Below are 14,833 nucleotides of genomic sequence, written 5' to 3' on the forward strand. Positions count from 1 at the left end.
CTGTCACGCAAGAACGCCGCTCACAGGGAGCGGCGTTTTTGTTTGTGCGATTTGGGGAACTCGCATCAGGCGCGTTATGCGCTCAGGCGACGCTTGATCGAAAAATGCGTCAAGGCGTACCGAAACGCCCCAACGGCGCGCCGGCCAGCAGATGTAGATGGATATGGAACACCGTCTGGCCCGCATGCTCGCGGCAGTTCATCACGATGCGGTAGCCATCCTGTGCCAATCCCTGTTCGCGTGCGTACGACGCTGCGGCAAGTGCGAGCTTGCCAACCAGCAACGCCTGCTCGGGCGGCACATCGTCCAGCGTGGGAATGGCGTGCTGCTTGGGAATGAAAAGCACATGCACCGGCGCTTGCGGTGCGATGTCCTCAAAGCCCAGCACCTCGTCGTCTTCGTAGACGATGTTGGCCGGGATTTCGCGACGAATGATCTTGCCGAAGATGGTGTCGGTCATGGGTGGGGAATCGGGAATCGAGAGTAGGGAATCGCAAGAGCTTACCGCGCCCGCCATTGCTTTTCGCTTCTCCGATTCCCGATTCCCCACTCCCGATTCCCCGCGCTCAAAGCACCTCACTGCGAGTGCCAAAGGCATGCGACAAGGTGCCGCGATCCACGTATTCCAGCTCGCCGCCCAGCGGCATGCCTTGCGCGAGTCGGCTCGGGCGCACCGCATGCTGTCGCGCGAGCTGCGCCAGATAATGCGCTGTCGCCTCGCCTTCGACCGTGGCATTGGTGGCGATGATCATTTCGGTGACTTCACCGGCGGCCAGACGCTCGCCGAGCCGGTCCAGCCCCAGCTCGCGCGGGCCGATGCCATCCAGCGGCGACAAGCGCCCCTGCAGAATGAAGTACAGCCCGCGATACCCGGTGGCGTGCTCGATCGCCAGGCGATCGGCGGGCGATTCGACCACGCATAGCTGTTGCCGGTCGCGACTGCTGCTGGCACAGATCGCGCAGATTTCCGCTTCGGTGAAGTCGCGGCATTGCACGCAATTCCCGACCTTTTCCACCGCATTGGCCAGCGCGGCAGCCAGGCGGCGGCCACCTTCGCGCTCGCGTTCGAGCACGTGGTAGGCCATGCGCTGCGCCGATTTCTGGCCCACACCCGGCAACACCCGGAAGGCCTCGATCAGTTGTTCGAGAAGGGATGAGGACATTGAATGGCCGGGATTCGGGAGTGGAGATTCGGGATGCGCAAAGGCAAAAGCAATCTCGCTTTTTCCAATCTCCAATCCCGAATGCCCAATCCCTGCTCCTTAGAACGGTAGCTTCATGCCCGGCGGCAACTGCATGCCGGCGGTGGCCGAGCCCATCCGGTCCTTGGATTCGGCATCGATCTTGTTGGAGGCATCGTTGAAGGCGGCGGCGATCAGATCCTCGGCCATCTCCTGGTCGGAGAGAATGCTGGGGTCGATCCGCACCTTGCGGCACTCCTTGGCACCGGTCAGCGTCACGCTGACCATGCCGCCGCCGGCAGTGCCGGTGACTTCCAGCTTGGCCAGTTCTTCCTGGGCGCGCTGCAGGTTTTCCTGCATCTTCTGCGCCTGCTGCATCAATTGGGCAATGTTCCCACGCATGTGTCGTTACTCGTCGTAAGGGCGGATGGAATCGGGAACCACCCGCGCGCCCTGCTGCTGAATCAGCTGCTGCACATTCGGGTCGTTCATGAAGGCGGTTTCGGCCGCGCTCTGGCGCTCGCCTTTCTGGCGATTGGCGCGCTCGTGCAGGGTCTCGACATCGGCACTGCCGGTTTCGATGACGATGCGCGGGGTGTTTCCCAACTCGGGCGCGAGCGCTTGCGCAAGGTTGGCGATAGAGCGTTCGGAGTTCAGATATTCAAAGCCCGGCGCCAGCGCCAGACGCAGCACGCCATCGCGATGACTGACGAAGGCAGCATTGGCCGCAAGCTGGCGCGAAGGGCCGTTCAAGCCGCTGCGGGTGACCAGCTCCAGCCATTGCTCGGCGTCGGCAATCTGGCCATCGTCGAGCAGGACCGACGGATCGGATGTTGGCGATGCTGCGGATACGGCAGTCGCGGAGGGGGTCGCCACTGCCGGCGTTGCATCCGCGGCGAGCGCCGGCGCCACAACTGCTGCCGGAGCTGCCATTGCGGCTTCCGGCGCGGACACAGCGGGCGATACGGAGACGGGCGCAGATTTCGCACGCACAGGCGCATCGTCCATCGCCCAGGGCGGCGTGTCGTCGTTGCGCGCGGGGGGGGCTGACGGCGAAGCATCGGAAGAGGCCACCGGTGCAGGCGCTGTAGCGACCACTGCAACTGCGGGAGCTGCGGGCGCCGGACGCGCCACATCCGCCGCCGGCGTCGCTTCAATCACCTCGGCATGCTTAGCCACTGCCTGCTTCGCGACTGCAGCAGGCACCGCCGCGACCGGTGCAGCAATCTGACCGCCAGCTGCTGCCGAACGCGCACCGCTACCGGCGCCAGCACCGCGTCCGTCGTCAGCGCCACCAGCCGGCACCGCCGCCGCAGGGCGGAAAGCGAGCATGCGCAGCACCGCCATTTCGAAACCGGCGCGCGGGCTCGGCGCCAGATACAGATCGCGACGCCCGTTGAGCGCCATCTGATACCACAGCTGCACCACTTCCGGCCGCAGCTGCGCGGCATACGCGGCCGGGTCGATGCCATCGCCGACAAACGCCACCGACGGCACCAACTGCTGCACCTGGATACGGTGCAAAGCCTCGGCCAAGGCCTCCAGCACACCGCTCCAGTCGGGCGAAAACTCTGCCAACGCCGCGACCACCTGCAACAGGCGCGCACCATCGCCATCGGCCAGCGACTGCAACATCGCGCCAACCTGGGTGCGGTCGACCGTGCCGAGCATGGTGCGCACCACGTCCTCGCGCAACGCGCCGCCGGCATAGGCGATGGCCTGGTCGAGCAGCGACAAGCCATCGCGCAACGAGCCATCGGCGGCCTTGGACAGTTGCACGATCGCCGACGGATCAGATTCGATCTGCTCGGCGGCCAGAATCCGGGTCATCTGGCCCTGGATCTGATCCTCGTCCAGCCGCTTGAGGTTGAACTGCAGACAGCGCGACAGCACGGTCACCGGCAACTTTTGCGGGTCGGTGGTGGCCAGCAGAAACTTCACGTGCTCCGGCGGCTCTTCCAGCGTCTTCAGCAGCGCATTGAACGCCGCCTTGGAGAGCATGTGCACTTCGTCGATCAGATAGACCTTGAACTTGCCGCGCGACGGCATGTACTGCGCGTTCTCGATCACCTCGCGCACATCGTCCACGCCGGTGTTGGAGGCGGCGTCGATTTCCAGCAGGTCGATATAGCGGCCGGCATCGATATCCAGGCAGGCCGGGCACTGACCGCACGGATCGGCGCTGGTGCCGGTCTCGCAATTGAGCGACTTGGCGAAGATGCGCGCGATGGTGGTCTTGCCCACGCCGCGGGTGCCGGTGAACAGAAACGCGTGGTGCACGCGCCCACTGTCGAGCGCGTTACTGAGCGCGCGGACCACATGTTCCTGGCCAACGAGTTCGGCAAAACGCTTCGGGCGCCACTTGCGGGCGAGAACAAGATAAGACATCGGGCAACCAGCTTCCTCTGAACCGATATTGTGCCATGGCGCGCCAGATTGATCGTTCAGCAGTGGTACCCCGCCGTCCCCGCTGACCGAGGTCGCCCGGCAAGCGCGTTTGCTTAACCTGAGGGCCTACATCGGCGGCATGCTCCCGACCGCAGAGATCGTTCGCCTTGTTAACCGCGCCCGCGGCGGCTAGAATCCCGCTCCTGCCGCTGACCCAGTCGGACGGCAGGTACGGAGAGGTGTCCGAGTGGTTGAAGGAGCACGCCTGGAAAGTGTGTAAGCGTCTAAACCGCGCTTCGGGGGTTCGAATCCCCCTCTCTCCGCCAGTTTTATGATCCTGCAACGCGATTGCATGGATCCAGGGTCACGCCAGTGGCCAACGTCTTATGGTGGCCCCGTCGGTCCCTCGCGACGCTAGATCGAAAATCCCGCCAGGGCCGGAAGGCAGCAACGGTATCGATTGACGCGGGCGCCGAGGTCAACCGGCGGGGACACCACCCTAATCAGAAAACAGGCTGCCCATGTGGCGGTGGTTGTGTGCGTATTCGCAAAGCGGCAGCAACGCTGTCAATGCGTCTGCGCTTCCGGATGCAGCCAGCCCGCATCGCCTTCCAGGTAATGCTCGTGCTTCCAGATCGGCACGCGTGCCTTGACCTCGTCGATGATGAAGCGGCAAGCATCGAATGCGGCACCGCGATGCGCCGCACTGACGCCCACCCACACCGCCATGTCGCCGATACGCAGCTCGCCCACGCGGTGCACGCAGTGCGCGTTGACGATGGCAAACCGGCTCATCGCTTCGTCGAGCACGCGCTGGCCTTCGGCCTGCGCGAGTGCGGCATAGGCTTCGTAGCGCAGCCCGGCCACGCCGCGGCCTTCGTTATGGTTGCGCACCCAGCCTTCGAAACTGGCAAACGCGCCGGCATGCGGATGCTCCAGCGCAACGCGCAAGCTGTCGATCGGTAACGGCACGTCAGAAAGCGCAAAGATGGCGGTTGTCTGCTCGCTCACGCTCAACCTCCCGACACCGGCGGAATAAATACGATCTCACTGCCCTCGCGCACCCCGTCCTCCCAGCGCGCGAACGCGCCATCCACCGCGACGCGCAGCTGCGTCGGCGTCCAGCGCAGGCCATGGCGCGTCTCGAGTTCGGCATATAGCGCGCGCAAATCCTGCGCGTCCGAGTGCACCTGCTCGCTGGCAATGCCCGCCGCTTCACGCAAGCTGGCGAAATACAGCACTGTCACTGTCGCGCTCATCGCGTTGCTCCGATATCGCGCTTGCCGCCGCGTTTGGACACCAGCTTGGTTGGGCCGATGCTCATTGCATGCGACAACGCCTTGCACATGTCGTAGACCGTCAATGCCGCCACGCTGGCACCGGTAAGCGCTTCCATCTCCACCCCGGTGCGATGTACGCAGCGCACGGTACAACGGATGTCCAACACTTGTTCGCCCGCCCAGTCGATCTCGAAACGACAGGCGTCGATCGGTAAGGGATGGCAGAACGGGATCAATTCGTGCGTGCGCTTGACCGCCATGGTGCCGGCGATCACTGCGGTCTCCACGATGCCGCCCTTGGCGCTGCGCAAGCCGTTGGCGCGCAGCTGCGCAGCCACGGCTGCGGGAAATCGCACGCGACTTTCGGCGGTGGCACTGCGCGCAGTGACTGCCTTGTCCGAGACATCCACCATGGTGGGCAACCCGGCATCATCCAGGTGGGTCAGGCATGCAGAACGGGTTTTTGCGGGCATGGGAAACGACACAATGACAGGCGCTCAGGATGCGGCATTCTCGGTGAAAGCGGTGCCCTGATGAAACAACCGCCACTCACCCACCGATCAAAAACATCTCGACCGGCTTGCCGCGGCGCGGCGTCGACGACGCACGCACTTCGCTGTAGCGGTCGCCACGGATGCTCCAGCGCGCGCGCAGATGTTCGGACAATCCATGCTCGCCTTCGGCCAACGCTGGCTTGAGGTCATGGCCCTGGCTTGCAAACAGGCAGGTATACAACTGCCCATCGGCCGACACGCGTGCGCGCTGGCAATCGCCGCAAAACGGCACGCTGACCGAACTGACGAAACCCACTTCGCCCGCGCCGTCGGCAAAGGCATGCCGTTGCGCCACTTCGCCGGTGTAATTGGCATCCAGCGGTGCCAGCGGCCAGCGCGCGTGGATGCGTTGGTGCAGTTGCGCAGAGGTCACCACCGCATCCGGCGTCCAGCCATTGCAGCTGCCCACATCCATGAATTCGATAAAGCGCAGCACGTGGCCGGTGCCACGGAAGTGCTCCACAAGCGGCAACACCTGATCTTCGTTGACGCCGCGCTGCACCACGCAATTGATCTTCAAGCGCTGGAAGCCGGCCTGCTCGGCGGCGGCAATGCCGGCCAGCACCTGCGCGATCTCGCCGCGGTTGCCGCTCATGCGTCTGAACAGCTCCGGATCCAAGGCATCCATGCTCACGGTGATGCGGCGCAGCCCGGCCTGGCGCAGGGCAACCGCCTGACGTGCCAGCAAGGTGCCGTTGGTGGTCAGCGCCAGATCATCGATGCCGTCGATGGCGGTCAGTCGCGCAACCAAGCTCGGCAGGTCGCGTCGCAGCAGCGGCTCGCCGCCGGTCAGACGCACCTTGGTGACGCCTACCGAAACGAACGCGCGCACCAGCGTTTCCAGCTGATCGAAACTCAGGCGTTGCTGCGCGTCGAATCCGTAGTCGTCCGGCACGCGATCGGCTGGCATGCAGTAGCCGCAGCGGAAGTTGCAGGCCTCGATGACCGACAGCCGCAAATCGCGCAGCGGCCGGCCATAGCCGTCCTGCATTGGCGCGGCGGTCTGATTCGGAAGCAGCAAGGCGCTCATCAGGGCACCATGGCGGCGGTCGGCTCCGCCAGCTCCAGGTAGTGTCCAGGCACCGCAACACGATGGCCGCGTGCGCGAAGCACGTCGCCGTCGGCGTCGCTGGCGTAGTGGTACAGCAGCATGCGGCTCAACAGGTCCTGCGGGTATTCCCGCTCCAAATCGTCCACGCCAGTATGCGACGGGTTGCCGTGAACGCCGCAGTCATGCGCGATGAGCTCGCCATCATCGGCATAGCGGGCCAGCATTTCCGGGATCGGCCGGGTATCGCCGCTCCACACCAGCGCACCCTTCAGGCGCAGCCCGTAGGCGGTCTCCGGCCAATGGTGGCGCACCGGGAACACCTCCAGCCGCACGCCGTCGTGCCAGAACGCATCGCCGACCGGCACCAGTTGAAACGCATCCCAGAAGTTGGCGCCGCCCTCGGCCAGCACGTTCGGGTAGTCGGCGATCCGCCGCTGCAGCAGCGGCACCACCGGCGCCGGCACGTACAGGCGGGTGCGCCCGCGCCGCTCGGAGAAATAGCTGTCCACGAACACCCGCTCCAGCCCGCCAACATGGTCCAGATGCACATGGGTGATGAAGATCGCCTGCGGCAACCGGCCGTAATGGGCCTGGTACGCAGTCAGCCCCTCGCTGCCGCAGTCGATGGTCAGCCACGGCGCGCCGGCGCGCTCGAGTGTGGCCATCGGCGAGCCAAGCGCCACCGCCGACGCATTGCCGACTCCCTGCACACGCAACGCCCAGTTCATTAGTAGCCCCGGCCCCAGGCCAGTTCGTAAGCGCGATGCAGGCGCTCGTAATCCTTGTCGACATCTTCGCGGCTGCGCGTGCCGCGCAATTTCAACAGCGAGCGGTGCAGCCGCGCCAGATTGCGCTCGCGCCAACGCGTGGCCGGAATGCGCAACACGCCACGGTCGAAATCGATCAACCAGCCGTGCCCACCGGCATCGAACAGAATGTTGTGCGCGTTGAGATCGGCGTGATCCAGGCCGGCGCGATGAAAGCGCGCAATCAACCGCCCGGTCTCTTCCCACGGCGCGCCACGCCCGGCAACCTGCGCATGATCGGCCAGCGAGCGCACGTTTTCCAGGCGCTCCATCAACAGCGCAGCGCGATAGCCCAATCCTTCGCGCAGGTAGCAGGCCGCCAACGGGCGCGGCACCGGCAACTTGCGGCTGAGCAATTCGCGCATCAGCCGGAACTCGGCGAAGCTGCGCGTGCGCCCCGCCCCTTTCCACAGGTAGTGATCGCGACTTACCCGGGCAGCCATGCCGCCACGCAGATACTGGCGCAACACGCTGCGGCCGAACGGCGCATCCACAAACCACGCCCCGCCACGCCCGCCCTCATCCACCGGCCGCGCCCTGTCGCCCCAGTGTTGCGGCGAAAACAGCGTGGCATCGGCTTGCCGCAGCCGTTCGCGGTCGAACAGAATGGCGCCATAACCGCGGCCTTCGCGGTACGGCGTCAGCGCTTCAGTGGCGTCGAAAGAAACCATCTATCGAGTCTAACAACACCATGGCTTCTACGCCCGCTTCGTTATGCCTGCTGCGCCTGTCCGCCCTGGGTGACGTCACCCACGTGGTGCCGCTGGTGCGCACCTTGCAGGCGGGATTTCCGGCAAGCCAGCTGCATTGGATCATCGACAAGGCCGGGCTGAAGTTGCTCGACGGCCTGCCCGGTGTGCAGTTTCATGCCTACGACAAGCGCACCGGCGTGGCCGGCATGCGCGCGCTGCGCCAGTCGCTGGCGCCGCTGGGCCGCTTCGATGCCTTGCTGCAGATGCAGGTAGCCTTTCGCGCGAATGTGCTGTCGGCATTCGTGCCGGCGCGGCGGCGGATCGGCTACGACCGCAGCCGCTCCAAAGACCTGCACGGCCTGTTCGTCAACGAGCGCATCGCCGACCGCCCTGGCATCCATGTGCTCGACGCCATCGGCAGCTTCGCGCAGCCGCTCGGCTTGACCCAGACCCAGGTGCGCTGGGATCTACCAGTGCCGGACGAGGCGCATGCCTGGGCGCGCGCGCAGTGGGATAACGACGGCCGCCCGGTGCTGATGATTTCGCCCTGCTCCAGCCATGCGCGCCGCAACTGGTACGCCGACCGCCACGCGGCGCTGGCCGATCACGCCGCTGCGCAAGGCTGGCGAATCGTGCTGTGCGGTGGCCGCAGCGAGCTTGAACGCAGCACCGCCGATGCCATCGTCGCGGCCGCGCGCACGCCGGTGCTGGACCTGGTCGGCAAGGACACGCTCAAGCAGCTCCCCGCCCTGCTCGCCCGCGCCGATCTGGTGGTCACACCCGACTCGGGCCCGATGCACATCGCCAACGCGATGGGCACCAAGGTGCTCGGCCTGCATGCAGCGAGCAATCCGCTGCGCAGCGGCCCGTATTCGGACGTGCGCTATTGCGTGGACCGTTACGACGCGGCCGCCCGCAAACACCTGGGCAAGCCGGCCGACCAGCTGAAATGGGGCACCAAGATCGAGTTCGACGAGGTGATGTCGCTGATCACCGTGGACGATGCGATCGCTGCTTTCGAGCGTTATCGCACTGATCATCCACGCTGAGAGGCGGCGAAGGACGGCCGCTCAAACAGGCGTTCAATCGCTTGAGCAAGCGGCGCGCAATGCACCGTTGCTCGACTGCCTATGGGCAGCGCAAAGCATCAGCGCTCAGACACCCTTGGCGCGATAGTCCTGATACGACTTCTCTTCTACATACGACGAACCCAGCGCCAGGTTGATCTCTTTCTTGATGCGCGCGCGCTCATCGTTTTCGATATAGACGCTGCGCGCCAGCTGCACGAATGCATCGTCGAAAGTCTGCGCCTGCTCCTTGAGACGGATGTCGTCTTCGATCACCCACAGCCGCTCGTTGACGGCCTTGAGCGCGGCACGCAAACGCACGATGTCGTGACCGGCGGCCGGATGCGCCATCCAGCTGATTTCCAGCGCAGACAGCTCGTTGCGCACATTGGTCAGCTTGGCAGGGTCGCTGATGCGCTCGGACTTGATCTGCAGGATCGCGATCTTGTCGAGCAGCTCACCAAAGGACACCGGCACCAGAATCTCGGACATGTCATGCCTCCAACGGATAGCAAAGGTGGAAGTGTAGGCATCGCACCGGCTGGATGCGACCCATAAACAAAAGCCCCCTTGCGGGGGCTGATGCAAATCTGGCGGAGAGGGGGGATTCACTCGGCACTACGTGCCTTCGCCCTGCGGGCGGCTTCGCCGTGCAGACAGCTGCGCTGTCTGTCGAACCCGGGGCTTCTCACCCCCCAATGACGCCGGCGAAACTCACGCGGCACTGGCACAACTACTCGCCTCAATCTGGCGGAGAGGGGGGGATTCGAACCCCCGAGGCGCTATAAACGCCTGCCTGATTTCGAGTCAGGTACATTCAACCGCTCTGCCACCTCTCCAGATGGTCCCGGGTGTCCCGGGGCCGTGAATCATACGGGCACAGGCGCCAAGCCACAAGCGGGCTGGGCAAGCTCGACACACGGCGCCATCTGGCCCCGGAGTGAACCCGCACTGCAATGCCGGCAAGCAGTCTGTTGCCGCTGGCCGGTCGGGCCGCGATGATGGTGGCGCATCTTCCCTCTGGCGACCCGGCCCCATGCTCGAATTCGGACATCTCACCCACGTCGGCCTGCGTCGCGACCTCAACGAGGACACGTACTACGGCGACAGCGAGCTGGGGTTGTGGCTGGTCGCCGATGGCATGGGCGGGCATGCCTGCGGCGAAGTGGCCAGCGCGCTGGCGCGCGAAACCATCGTGCGCGAAGTGCGAGCCGGCACCCCGCTGGCGCAGGCGGTGCGTATCGCCGACGAAGAAATCATCAAGACCTCGCGCCGCTGCAACGACACCTTGCCGATGGGCACCACCGTGGTAGCCGCCCGCGTGCTGGGGCAGCGCTTCGAAGTGGCCTGGGTCGGCGACAGCCGTGCCTACCTGTGGCGCGACGGCCGGCTGGCACAGCTGAGCCAGGACCATAGTTATGTGCAGGAACTCATCGCCCAGGGCACGCTCACCAGCGAGCAGGCGCGCGCGCATCCGCATCGCAACGTAGTGACCCAGGCGTTGGGCGTGACCGACCCCGTGCACCTCAATGTCGCCACCATGCAGGGCGAACTCAAATCCGGCATGCAGCTGCTGCTATGCAGCGACGGCCTGACCGAAGAAATCGACGACGCCACCATCGCCGCAACCTTGTCGCAAGCCGATTGCAGCGCCCAGGAATGCGTCGAATGCCTGGTCGCCGCCGCACTGGATGGCGGCGGCTCGGACAACATCACCGCGATTCTGGTGCGTAGCTACTAGCCGGCAGCGGCAGTTTCTTCGACCGGCGCATCCCACAGCGCACGCCCGGCCTTCTTGCGCAACTGCGCCAGACGTGCCTCGTGCGCCTGCGACTCCGAGGCAGTCACCGCCACGCGCGGGCGCGGCAACAGCAGTGCCGGATCGAAGCTGATCATGCCGTCAGCGTCCTGGGTGCTCTGACCGGCATCGGCGCTGGCAAACCCGATTTCCTCCTGGCCCGACGTCAGCGCGATGTAAACATCGGCCAGGATCTGCGCATCGAGCAAGGCGCCGTGCAACTGGCGATGCGAATTATCCACGCCCAGACGTTTGCACAAGGCGTCCAATGAATTGCGCTGACCCGGATAACGCTCGCGCGCCATCATCAAGGTATCCACCACGGTGGCGCGCTCGACGATGCGGCCGTAGTTGTCGCCCAGCAGCGACAGTTCGTTGTCCAGAAATCCCAGATCGAACGCAGCGTTGTGGATGATCAGTTCCGCGCCGTCGATGTAGGCCAGGAACTCCTCCACCACATCGGCGAACAAGGGCTTGTCGGCCAGGAATTCCAGGGTCAACCCGGTCACTTCCTGCGCGCCGGGTTCGAAGTCGCAATCGGGCTTCAGATAGCGATGGAAGTTGTTGCCGCTGGGGCGCCGCTCCAGCAGCTCCACCGCACCGATTTCGACGACGCGGTTGCCCTTGCGCCATTCCAGGCCGGTGGTTTCGGTATCGAGAATGATCTGACGCATGAATCCTCTTGCTTATTGTGTTGCCAGGCCACCGCGCTGGGCGATGGCCTGATTGCGGGCAAGCACGTCGACGCGCTCGTTATCCGGGTCGCCATTGTGGCCTTTCACCCAACGCCAATCGATGCTGTGACGCTGCGTGGCCGCATGCAGCCGCTCCCACAGTTCACGATTCTTGACCGGGTCGCCGCCAGCAGTTTTCCAACCGCGCCGCACCCAGCCGGACATCCATTCGGTGATGCCCTGGCGCACGTATTGCGAGTCGGTATGCAGCACGATCTGGCATGGCTCGGTGAGCGTTTCCAACGCCATGATCGCCGCCATCAACTCCATGCGGTTGTTGGTGGAGGTGGCTTCGCCGCCGGCCAATTCCTTCTCGCGGCCGTTGTAACGCAACAGGGCCGCCCAACCGCCCGGCCCGGGATTGCCGAGGCAGGAGCCGTCGGTATGCACTTCAATTGATTTCATCAGCTTCTGGTGTTTGGAAAGTAATCAGTCGTCAGATCGTGGCCACGGGCTGTGGCCAGCGCGAGGGCATCGCGATCGGGGTCGGGCCGATCGAAGCGGCGGCACGCTTTTCCACTTCGAGTAAATACACCGCGCGCCAGGGTGCGCGGCCAGGGCCGGAGGGGCCACTTCCGGTGCGCCAGATCGGCCCCAGATAACGTTCCTGGTCCACGCATTGAAGCCCCGCACGTTGCGCCAGCAACCGCCAGCGATCCGGCCGCAAGGCGACCGGACCACGTCGCGCCCAGCGAAAGCGGTAGGGGCTCATCGGATTGAGCGTGAACAGCCACAGCCGGCCGCCGGGCATCAGCAGCCGCTCGCATTCGGCCAAAAATTCCGCCGCGCCGCCGACCACCGCATGCTGCACCACAATCGCCTGCAGGCTCTCGGCCGGCAACGGGAACGGCATCGCGCAACGCGCATCGCCAGCGAAGCGCCCCGCGCTGCGATACAAGCGCAAACCACGCCCCTGCAACGCCTCGCGCGGCGGCAGGTCGGTGGTTGGCGTCAGCCACAACCAGGGCTGCGACGGACGCATTTGCAGCGCCGCCAGCGCCACTTGGCGCTCCAGCTGGAGCAGACTGCGCCCCGCGCCTGTTTCAAACCAGGATGAGACGCCAGCTTGACGGGAGAAGGGCGTGGCAGGCATGGTCCCAATTCTATGCGACTGACCGCCCTGCCCGCATTCGAAGACAACTACATCTGGGCGCTGGTCGCTGCGGATGGCCGCTCTGTCATCGTCGACCCCGGTCAGGCAGAGCCGGTGTTCGCTGCCGCAGAGCGCGAAGGATTCACTCCCAGCGCAGTGTTGCTCACCCACCACCATGCCGACCACATCGGCGGCGTGGCGGCATTGCAGCAGCGCTGGCCGGACCTGGAACTGTTCGGCCCTGCCGACGAACGCAGTCCCGCCGATGCCCGCCAGGTTGGCCAAGGCGAGCGCTTGACCCTGCTTGGCATGGGCTTTGAAGTGCTCGAGGTGCCGGGCCACACCCGCAGCCACATCGCCTTTGTCACCGACGAGCATCTATTCAGCGGTGATACGCTGTTCAGCCTAGGCTGTGGGCGGATGTTCGAAGGTACCGCTCCTCAGATGTTCGACTCGTTGCAACGCCTGGCCTCTCTGCCCGGCGAAACGCTTGTGTGTTGCGGCCACGAATATACGTTGGTCAACGCGTCCTTCGCGCTGCACGTCGATCCCACCAACGCTGCCTTGCAGCGCCGTCAACAGGAAGCCCAGGCCATGCGTCAAGCAGCCCGTCCTACCCTGCCGATTTCGCTCAAGAGTGAACTGGCCACCAACCCTTTTCTACGCACCAGCAGTCCCGAGATTCGCGCCGCAGTCGCAGCGCGCGCATCTGGCGCACTTTCCTCCGATGTAGATGTTTTCGCCGAACTTCGGCGCTGGAAAGACGAATTTCGCGCATGAGGCGCTTGCTTTTGGCAGTGCTGGCCGCCTGTGCGGCCATTGCACCGGCAGCCGCATCGCCTACCGACGCAAGCCGCACCAAACCCGCAGTCAGCTCAACGACGCCGCCAGCCGCACCTAGCCTACGCAACGGCCAGGACATCTTTTCGTCGTTTTTGGACGGGCGTGCAGATCCAGGCTGCGATAGCGAGCACAGCGACACGCGTTGGGAACAGCACTTCTCGCGTGCACCAGCCCGCCTGGCCGACGATGCACAGGACGTCCTGCCGCTGTTCGGCTACGTGGTCGACGAGCTGCGCAAGGCCGACATGCCGACCGAGTTTGCGCTGATTCCTTTTGTGGAAAGCGGATACCGCCCGGGCGCCCGCAATGGCAGCGGGCCGGCCGGCTTGTGGCAGTTCATCGCCACCACGGCGCGCAACCACCATGTACCGGTGGGCGCGCAATATGACGGCCGCCTCTCGGCAGTGGATTCCACCACCGCTGCGGTGCGTTATCTCAAGACGCTTTACGGCATGTTCGGCGGCGATTGGCGCCTGGCGCTGATGGCCTACAACGCTGGCGAGTACCGTGTGCTGCAGGCGATGCGCACGGCCGGCATGAACGCGCAGAACGCGCGTCCGTCCGAACTGCCCGGCATGTCCAAGGTCACCTATGAGTATGTGGAAAAGCTGCACGCGCTCGCCTGTGTACTCGACCACGCGCAACAGCAAGGCAACTTGCTGGCCTCGCTCGACCGCCCGGTTCCCGTACTGACAGAACACGCGTTGCCGGTTGGCACCAGCCTCAACGCCTGGGCCGGACAGCGTGCCATCGAACCGCAGCTGCTCGCCCGCCTGAATCCGGCATTGGCCAGCGCACGTGCCGCGCCAAGTGGTGTGCATGTACTTGCCCCAGTCGCGGCAGCACAGCCAGGCTCGGCCGGTGCCGTCGTCGCATCCGCTGATGTGGGCAGGATTGCCGAGACCAACGATGCCGCGCCTACGGTGGTCGCCACGACTGCCAGGACGTCGAACGCGCAAGCGCGTACGCATACGGTGCGTAACGGCGAGTCCGCCTGGGCCATTGCGCGCCGCTACGGCGTGACTGTGGCGACGTTGCTCGCCAGCAATGGGCTGGACAAGCGTGCGGTGCTTAAGCCGGGCATGGTGTTGTCTTTCGACGACAGGCCTTAAGCCGACACAACGCAGCCTACGTAGTAATCCACTTGGTCCGCAGCGACATCGCGCCTGCCACCGTCGCTCGCATTACGTTCTAGACAGCCAGCATCACCGTGATCAGGATTGCCTGGTGCAGCTGCTGCTGCGCGCTTGAACGCCTGGGCGAAACTGCCGGCGACACAGCAGGCGTGTTGAAATAATCGAACGGCAGTGGGCCAACCCGCTCAATCGACTGCGAACTGCGTGGCC

General features: G+C 64.9%; 18 protein-coding genes, 2 tRNA genes and 1 other RNA gene. 6 read left to right on the top strand and 15 right to left on the bottom strand.

The annotated features are described in order from the left end of the window. Positions 1-109: 109 nt before the first annotated feature. From FFY45_RS03935 to dnaX, 4 genes are all read right to left on the bottom strand, one after another. The gene (locus tag FFY45_RS03935) at positions 110-460 is read right to left on the bottom strand and encodes a histidine triad nucleotide-binding protein (RefSeq protein WP_176339487.1); all 351 of its coding nucleotides are present in this window, start codon (positions 458-460) and stop codon (positions 110-112) included. Positions 461-566: 106 nt separating this feature from the next. Continuing rightward, positions 567-1,163: a recombination mediator RecR gene (gene recR, locus FFY45_RS03940; RefSeq protein ID WP_104550710.1), complete on the bottom strand. Its 597-nt coding sequence runs from the start codon at positions 1,161-1,163 to the stop codon at positions 567-569. 99 nt (positions 1,164-1,262) lie between these two features. Further along, positions 1,263-1,583 (bottom strand): YbaB/EbfC family nucleoid-associated protein, encoded by a 321-nt coding sequence (locus tag FFY45_RS03945; protein WP_005913896.1) that lies wholly within the window; start codon positions 1,581-1,583, stop codon positions 1,263-1,265. A 6-nt stretch (positions 1,584-1,589) separates the two neighbouring features. After that, entirely contained in the window at positions 1,590-3,569 is a 1,980-nt protein-coding gene (gene dnaX, locus FFY45_RS03950) for a DNA polymerase III subunit gamma/tau (RefSeq protein ID WP_176339488.1), read from the bottom strand. A gap of 233 nt (positions 3,570-3,802) precedes the next feature. On the opposite strand from dnaX, the gene FFY45_RS03955 reads away from it, so the two are divergent. Both FFY45_RS03955 and ffs read left to right on the top strand, forming a co-directional pair. Continuing rightward, positions 3,803-3,895: transfer RNA gene (locus FFY45_RS03955), tRNA-Ser, on the top strand. A 69-nt stretch (positions 3,896-3,964) separates the two neighbouring features. Continuing rightward, positions 3,965-4,061: signal recognition particle sRNA small type (gene ffs, locus FFY45_RS03960), an RNA gene on the top strand. A 75-nt stretch (positions 4,062-4,136) separates the two neighbouring features. Here the strand turns inward: ffs and FFY45_RS03965 are convergent. The 6 genes from FFY45_RS03965 to FFY45_RS03990 form a co-directional block, all read right to left on the bottom strand. Then, positions 4,137-4,586, bottom strand: coding sequence for a molybdenum cofactor biosynthesis protein MoaE (locus FFY45_RS03965; RefSeq protein WP_176339489.1), 450 nt, complete (start codon positions 4,584-4,586; stop codon positions 4,137-4,139). Continuing rightward, a complete protein-coding gene (locus FFY45_RS03970; RefSeq protein ID WP_176339490.1) occupies positions 4,583-4,828 on the bottom strand; it encodes a MoaD/ThiS family protein in 246 nt (81 codons plus the stop codon). The genes FFY45_RS03965 and FFY45_RS03970 overlap by 4 nt, the downstream gene beginning before the upstream one ends. Next, complete coding sequence (moaC, locus tag FFY45_RS03975; protein WP_176339491.1) at positions 4,825-5,322, bottom strand: cyclic pyranopterin monophosphate synthase MoaC; 498 nt, start codon at positions 5,320-5,322, stop codon at positions 4,825-4,827. Before moaC ends, FFY45_RS03970 begins: the two co-directional genes overlap by 4 nt. 76 nt (positions 5,323-5,398) lie before the next feature. Next, positions 5,399-6,433 (bottom strand): GTP 3',8-cyclase MoaA, encoded by a 1,035-nt coding sequence (moaA, locus tag FFY45_RS03980; protein ID WP_176339492.1) that lies wholly within the window; start codon positions 6,431-6,433, stop codon positions 5,399-5,401. Then, the gene (locus tag FFY45_RS03985) at positions 6,433-7,182 is read right to left on the bottom strand and encodes an MBL fold metallo-hydrolase (RefSeq protein WP_176339493.1); all 750 of its coding nucleotides are present in this window, start codon (positions 7,180-7,182) and stop codon (positions 6,433-6,435) included. The genes moaA and FFY45_RS03985 overlap by 1 nt, the downstream gene beginning before the upstream one ends. Next, positions 7,182-7,931, bottom strand: coding sequence for a 3-deoxy-D-manno-octulosonic acid kinase (locus FFY45_RS03990; protein ID WP_023902886.1), 750 nt, complete (start codon positions 7,929-7,931; stop codon positions 7,182-7,184). The genes FFY45_RS03985 and FFY45_RS03990 overlap by 1 nt, the downstream gene beginning before the upstream one ends. Before the next feature lie 20 nt (positions 7,932-7,951). Between FFY45_RS03990 and FFY45_RS03995 the strand changes: the two genes are divergently transcribed. Then, positions 7,952-9,001, top strand: coding sequence for a glycosyltransferase family 9 protein (locus tag FFY45_RS03995; protein ID WP_176339494.1), 1,050 nt, complete (start codon positions 7,952-7,954; stop codon positions 8,999-9,001). 105 nt (positions 9,002-9,106) lie between these two features. Here the strand turns inward: FFY45_RS03995 and FFY45_RS04000 are convergent, their stop codons facing one another. Together FFY45_RS04000 and FFY45_RS04005 are read right to left on the bottom strand one after the other, a co-directional pair. Continuing rightward, positions 9,107-9,511 (bottom strand): DUF6165 family protein, encoded by a 405-nt coding sequence (locus FFY45_RS04000; protein WP_104550703.1) that lies wholly within the window; start codon positions 9,509-9,511, stop codon positions 9,107-9,109. Positions 9,512-9,767: 256 nt separating this feature from the next. Next, positions 9,768-9,858: transfer RNA gene (locus FFY45_RS04005), tRNA-Ser, on the bottom strand. Between the two features lie 197 nt (positions 9,859-10,055). Here FFY45_RS04005 and FFY45_RS04010 point away from each other — a divergent pair. Further along, complete coding sequence (locus tag FFY45_RS04010; RefSeq protein WP_176339495.1) at positions 10,056-10,760, top strand: PP2C family protein-serine/threonine phosphatase; 705 nt, start codon at positions 10,056-10,058, stop codon at positions 10,758-10,760. Here FFY45_RS04010 and dnaQ read toward each other — a convergent pair. Genes dnaQ through FFY45_RS04025 form a run of 3 tightly spaced genes read right to left on the bottom strand, consistent with a single transcriptional unit; the run spans position 10,757 to position 12,644 of the window. Further along, entirely contained in the window at positions 10,757-11,491 is a 735-nt protein-coding gene (gene dnaQ / locus FFY45_RS04015) for a DNA polymerase III subunit epsilon (protein WP_006450177.1), read from the bottom strand. The two genes, FFY45_RS04010 and dnaQ, sit on opposite strands and share 4 nt — an antisense overlap. 12 nt (positions 11,492-11,503) lie before the next feature. After that, positions 11,504-11,956, bottom strand: coding sequence for a ribonuclease HI (gene rnhA, locus FFY45_RS04020; protein WP_104550701.1), 453 nt, complete (start codon positions 11,954-11,956; stop codon positions 11,504-11,506). Positions 11,957-11,987: 31 nt separating this feature from the next. Beyond that, positions 11,988-12,644, bottom strand: a complete 657-nt coding sequence (locus FFY45_RS04025; protein WP_176339496.1) for a hypothetical protein — start codon at positions 12,642-12,644, stop codon at positions 11,988-11,990. Between the two features lie 12 nt (positions 12,645-12,656). On the opposite strand from FFY45_RS04025, the gene gloB reads away from it, so the two are divergent. Together gloB and FFY45_RS04035 are read left to right on the top strand one after the other, a co-directional pair. Continuing rightward, positions 12,657-13,424, top strand: coding sequence for a hydroxyacylglutathione hydrolase (gloB, locus tag FFY45_RS04030; RefSeq protein WP_176339497.1), 768 nt, complete (start codon positions 12,657-12,659; stop codon positions 13,422-13,424). After that, positions 13,421-14,599, top strand: a complete 1,179-nt coding sequence (locus FFY45_RS04035; RefSeq protein WP_176339498.1) for a lytic transglycosylase domain-containing protein — start codon at positions 13,421-13,423, stop codon at positions 14,597-14,599. The genes gloB and FFY45_RS04035 overlap by 4 nt, the downstream gene beginning before the upstream one ends. Positions 14,600-14,833 lie beyond the last annotated feature (234 nt).

Source organism: Xanthomonas hortorum (assembly GCF_011305375.1).
GTDB lineage: Bacteria > Pseudomonadota > Gammaproteobacteria > Xanthomonadales > Xanthomonadaceae > Xanthomonas > Xanthomonas hortorum_E.

Excerpts from the sequence above, each read along its gene's own strand:
- gloB (WP_176339497.1), top strand. The coding sequence starts at position 12,657 with ATGCGACTGACCGCCCTGCCCGCATTCGAAGACAACTACATCTGGGCG.
- rnhA (WP_104550701.1), bottom strand. The coding sequence starts at position 11,956 with ATGAAATCAATTGAAGTGCATACCGACGGCTCCTGCCTCGGCAATCCC.
- FFY45_RS03995 (WP_176339494.1), top strand. The coding sequence starts at position 7,952 with ATGGCTTCTACGCCCGCTTCGTTATGCCTGCTGCGCCTGTCCGCCCTG.
- FFY45_RS03990 (WP_023902886.1), bottom strand. The coding sequence starts at position 7,931 with ATGGTTTCTTTCGACGCCACTGAAGCGCTGACGCCGTACCGCGAAGGC.
- FFY45_RS03985 (WP_176339493.1), bottom strand. The coding sequence starts at position 7,182 with ATGAACTGGGCGTTGCGTGTGCAGGGAGTCGGCAATGCGTCGGCGGTG.
- FFY45_RS04000 (WP_104550703.1), bottom strand. The coding sequence starts at position 9,511 with ATGTCCGAGATTCTGGTGCCGGTGTCCTTTGGTGAGCTGCTCGACAAG.
- FFY45_RS03945 (WP_005913896.1), bottom strand. The coding sequence starts at position 1,583 with ATGCGTGGGAACATTGCCCAATTGATGCAGCAGGCGCAGAAGATGCAG.
- FFY45_RS04010 (WP_176339495.1), top strand. The coding sequence starts at position 10,056 with ATGCTCGAATTCGGACATCTCACCCACGTCGGCCTGCGTCGCGACCTC.
- moaA (WP_176339492.1), bottom strand. The coding sequence starts at position 6,433 with ATGAGCGCCTTGCTGCTTCCGAATCAGACCGCCGCGCCAATGCAGGAC.
- FFY45_RS04035 (WP_176339498.1), top strand. The coding sequence starts at position 13,421 with ATGAGGCGCTTGCTTTTGGCAGTGCTGGCCGCCTGTGCGGCCATTGCA.
- FFY45_RS03935 (WP_176339487.1), bottom strand. The coding sequence starts at position 460 with ATGACCGACACCATCTTCGGCAAGATCATTCGTCGCGAAATCCCGGCC.
- FFY45_RS04025 (WP_176339496.1), bottom strand. The coding sequence starts at position 12,644 with ATGCCTGCCACGCCCTTCTCCCGTCAAGCTGGCGTCTCATCCTGGTTT.
- dnaQ (WP_006450177.1), bottom strand. The coding sequence starts at position 11,491 with ATGCGTCAGATCATTCTCGATACCGAAACCACCGGCCTGGAATGGCGC.
- dnaX (WP_176339488.1), bottom strand. The coding sequence starts at position 3,569 with ATGTCTTATCTTGTTCTCGCCCGCAAGTGGCGCCCGAAGCGTTTTGCC.
- FFY45_RS03970 (WP_176339490.1), bottom strand. The coding sequence starts at position 4,828 with ATGAGCGCGACAGTGACAGTGCTGTATTTCGCCAGCTTGCGTGAAGCG.
- recR (WP_104550710.1), bottom strand. The coding sequence starts at position 1,163 with ATGTCCTCATCCCTTCTCGAACAACTGATCGAGGCCTTCCGGGTGTTG.
- moaC (WP_176339491.1), bottom strand. The coding sequence starts at position 5,322 with ATGCCCGCAAAAACCCGTTCTGCATGCCTGACCCACCTGGATGATGCC.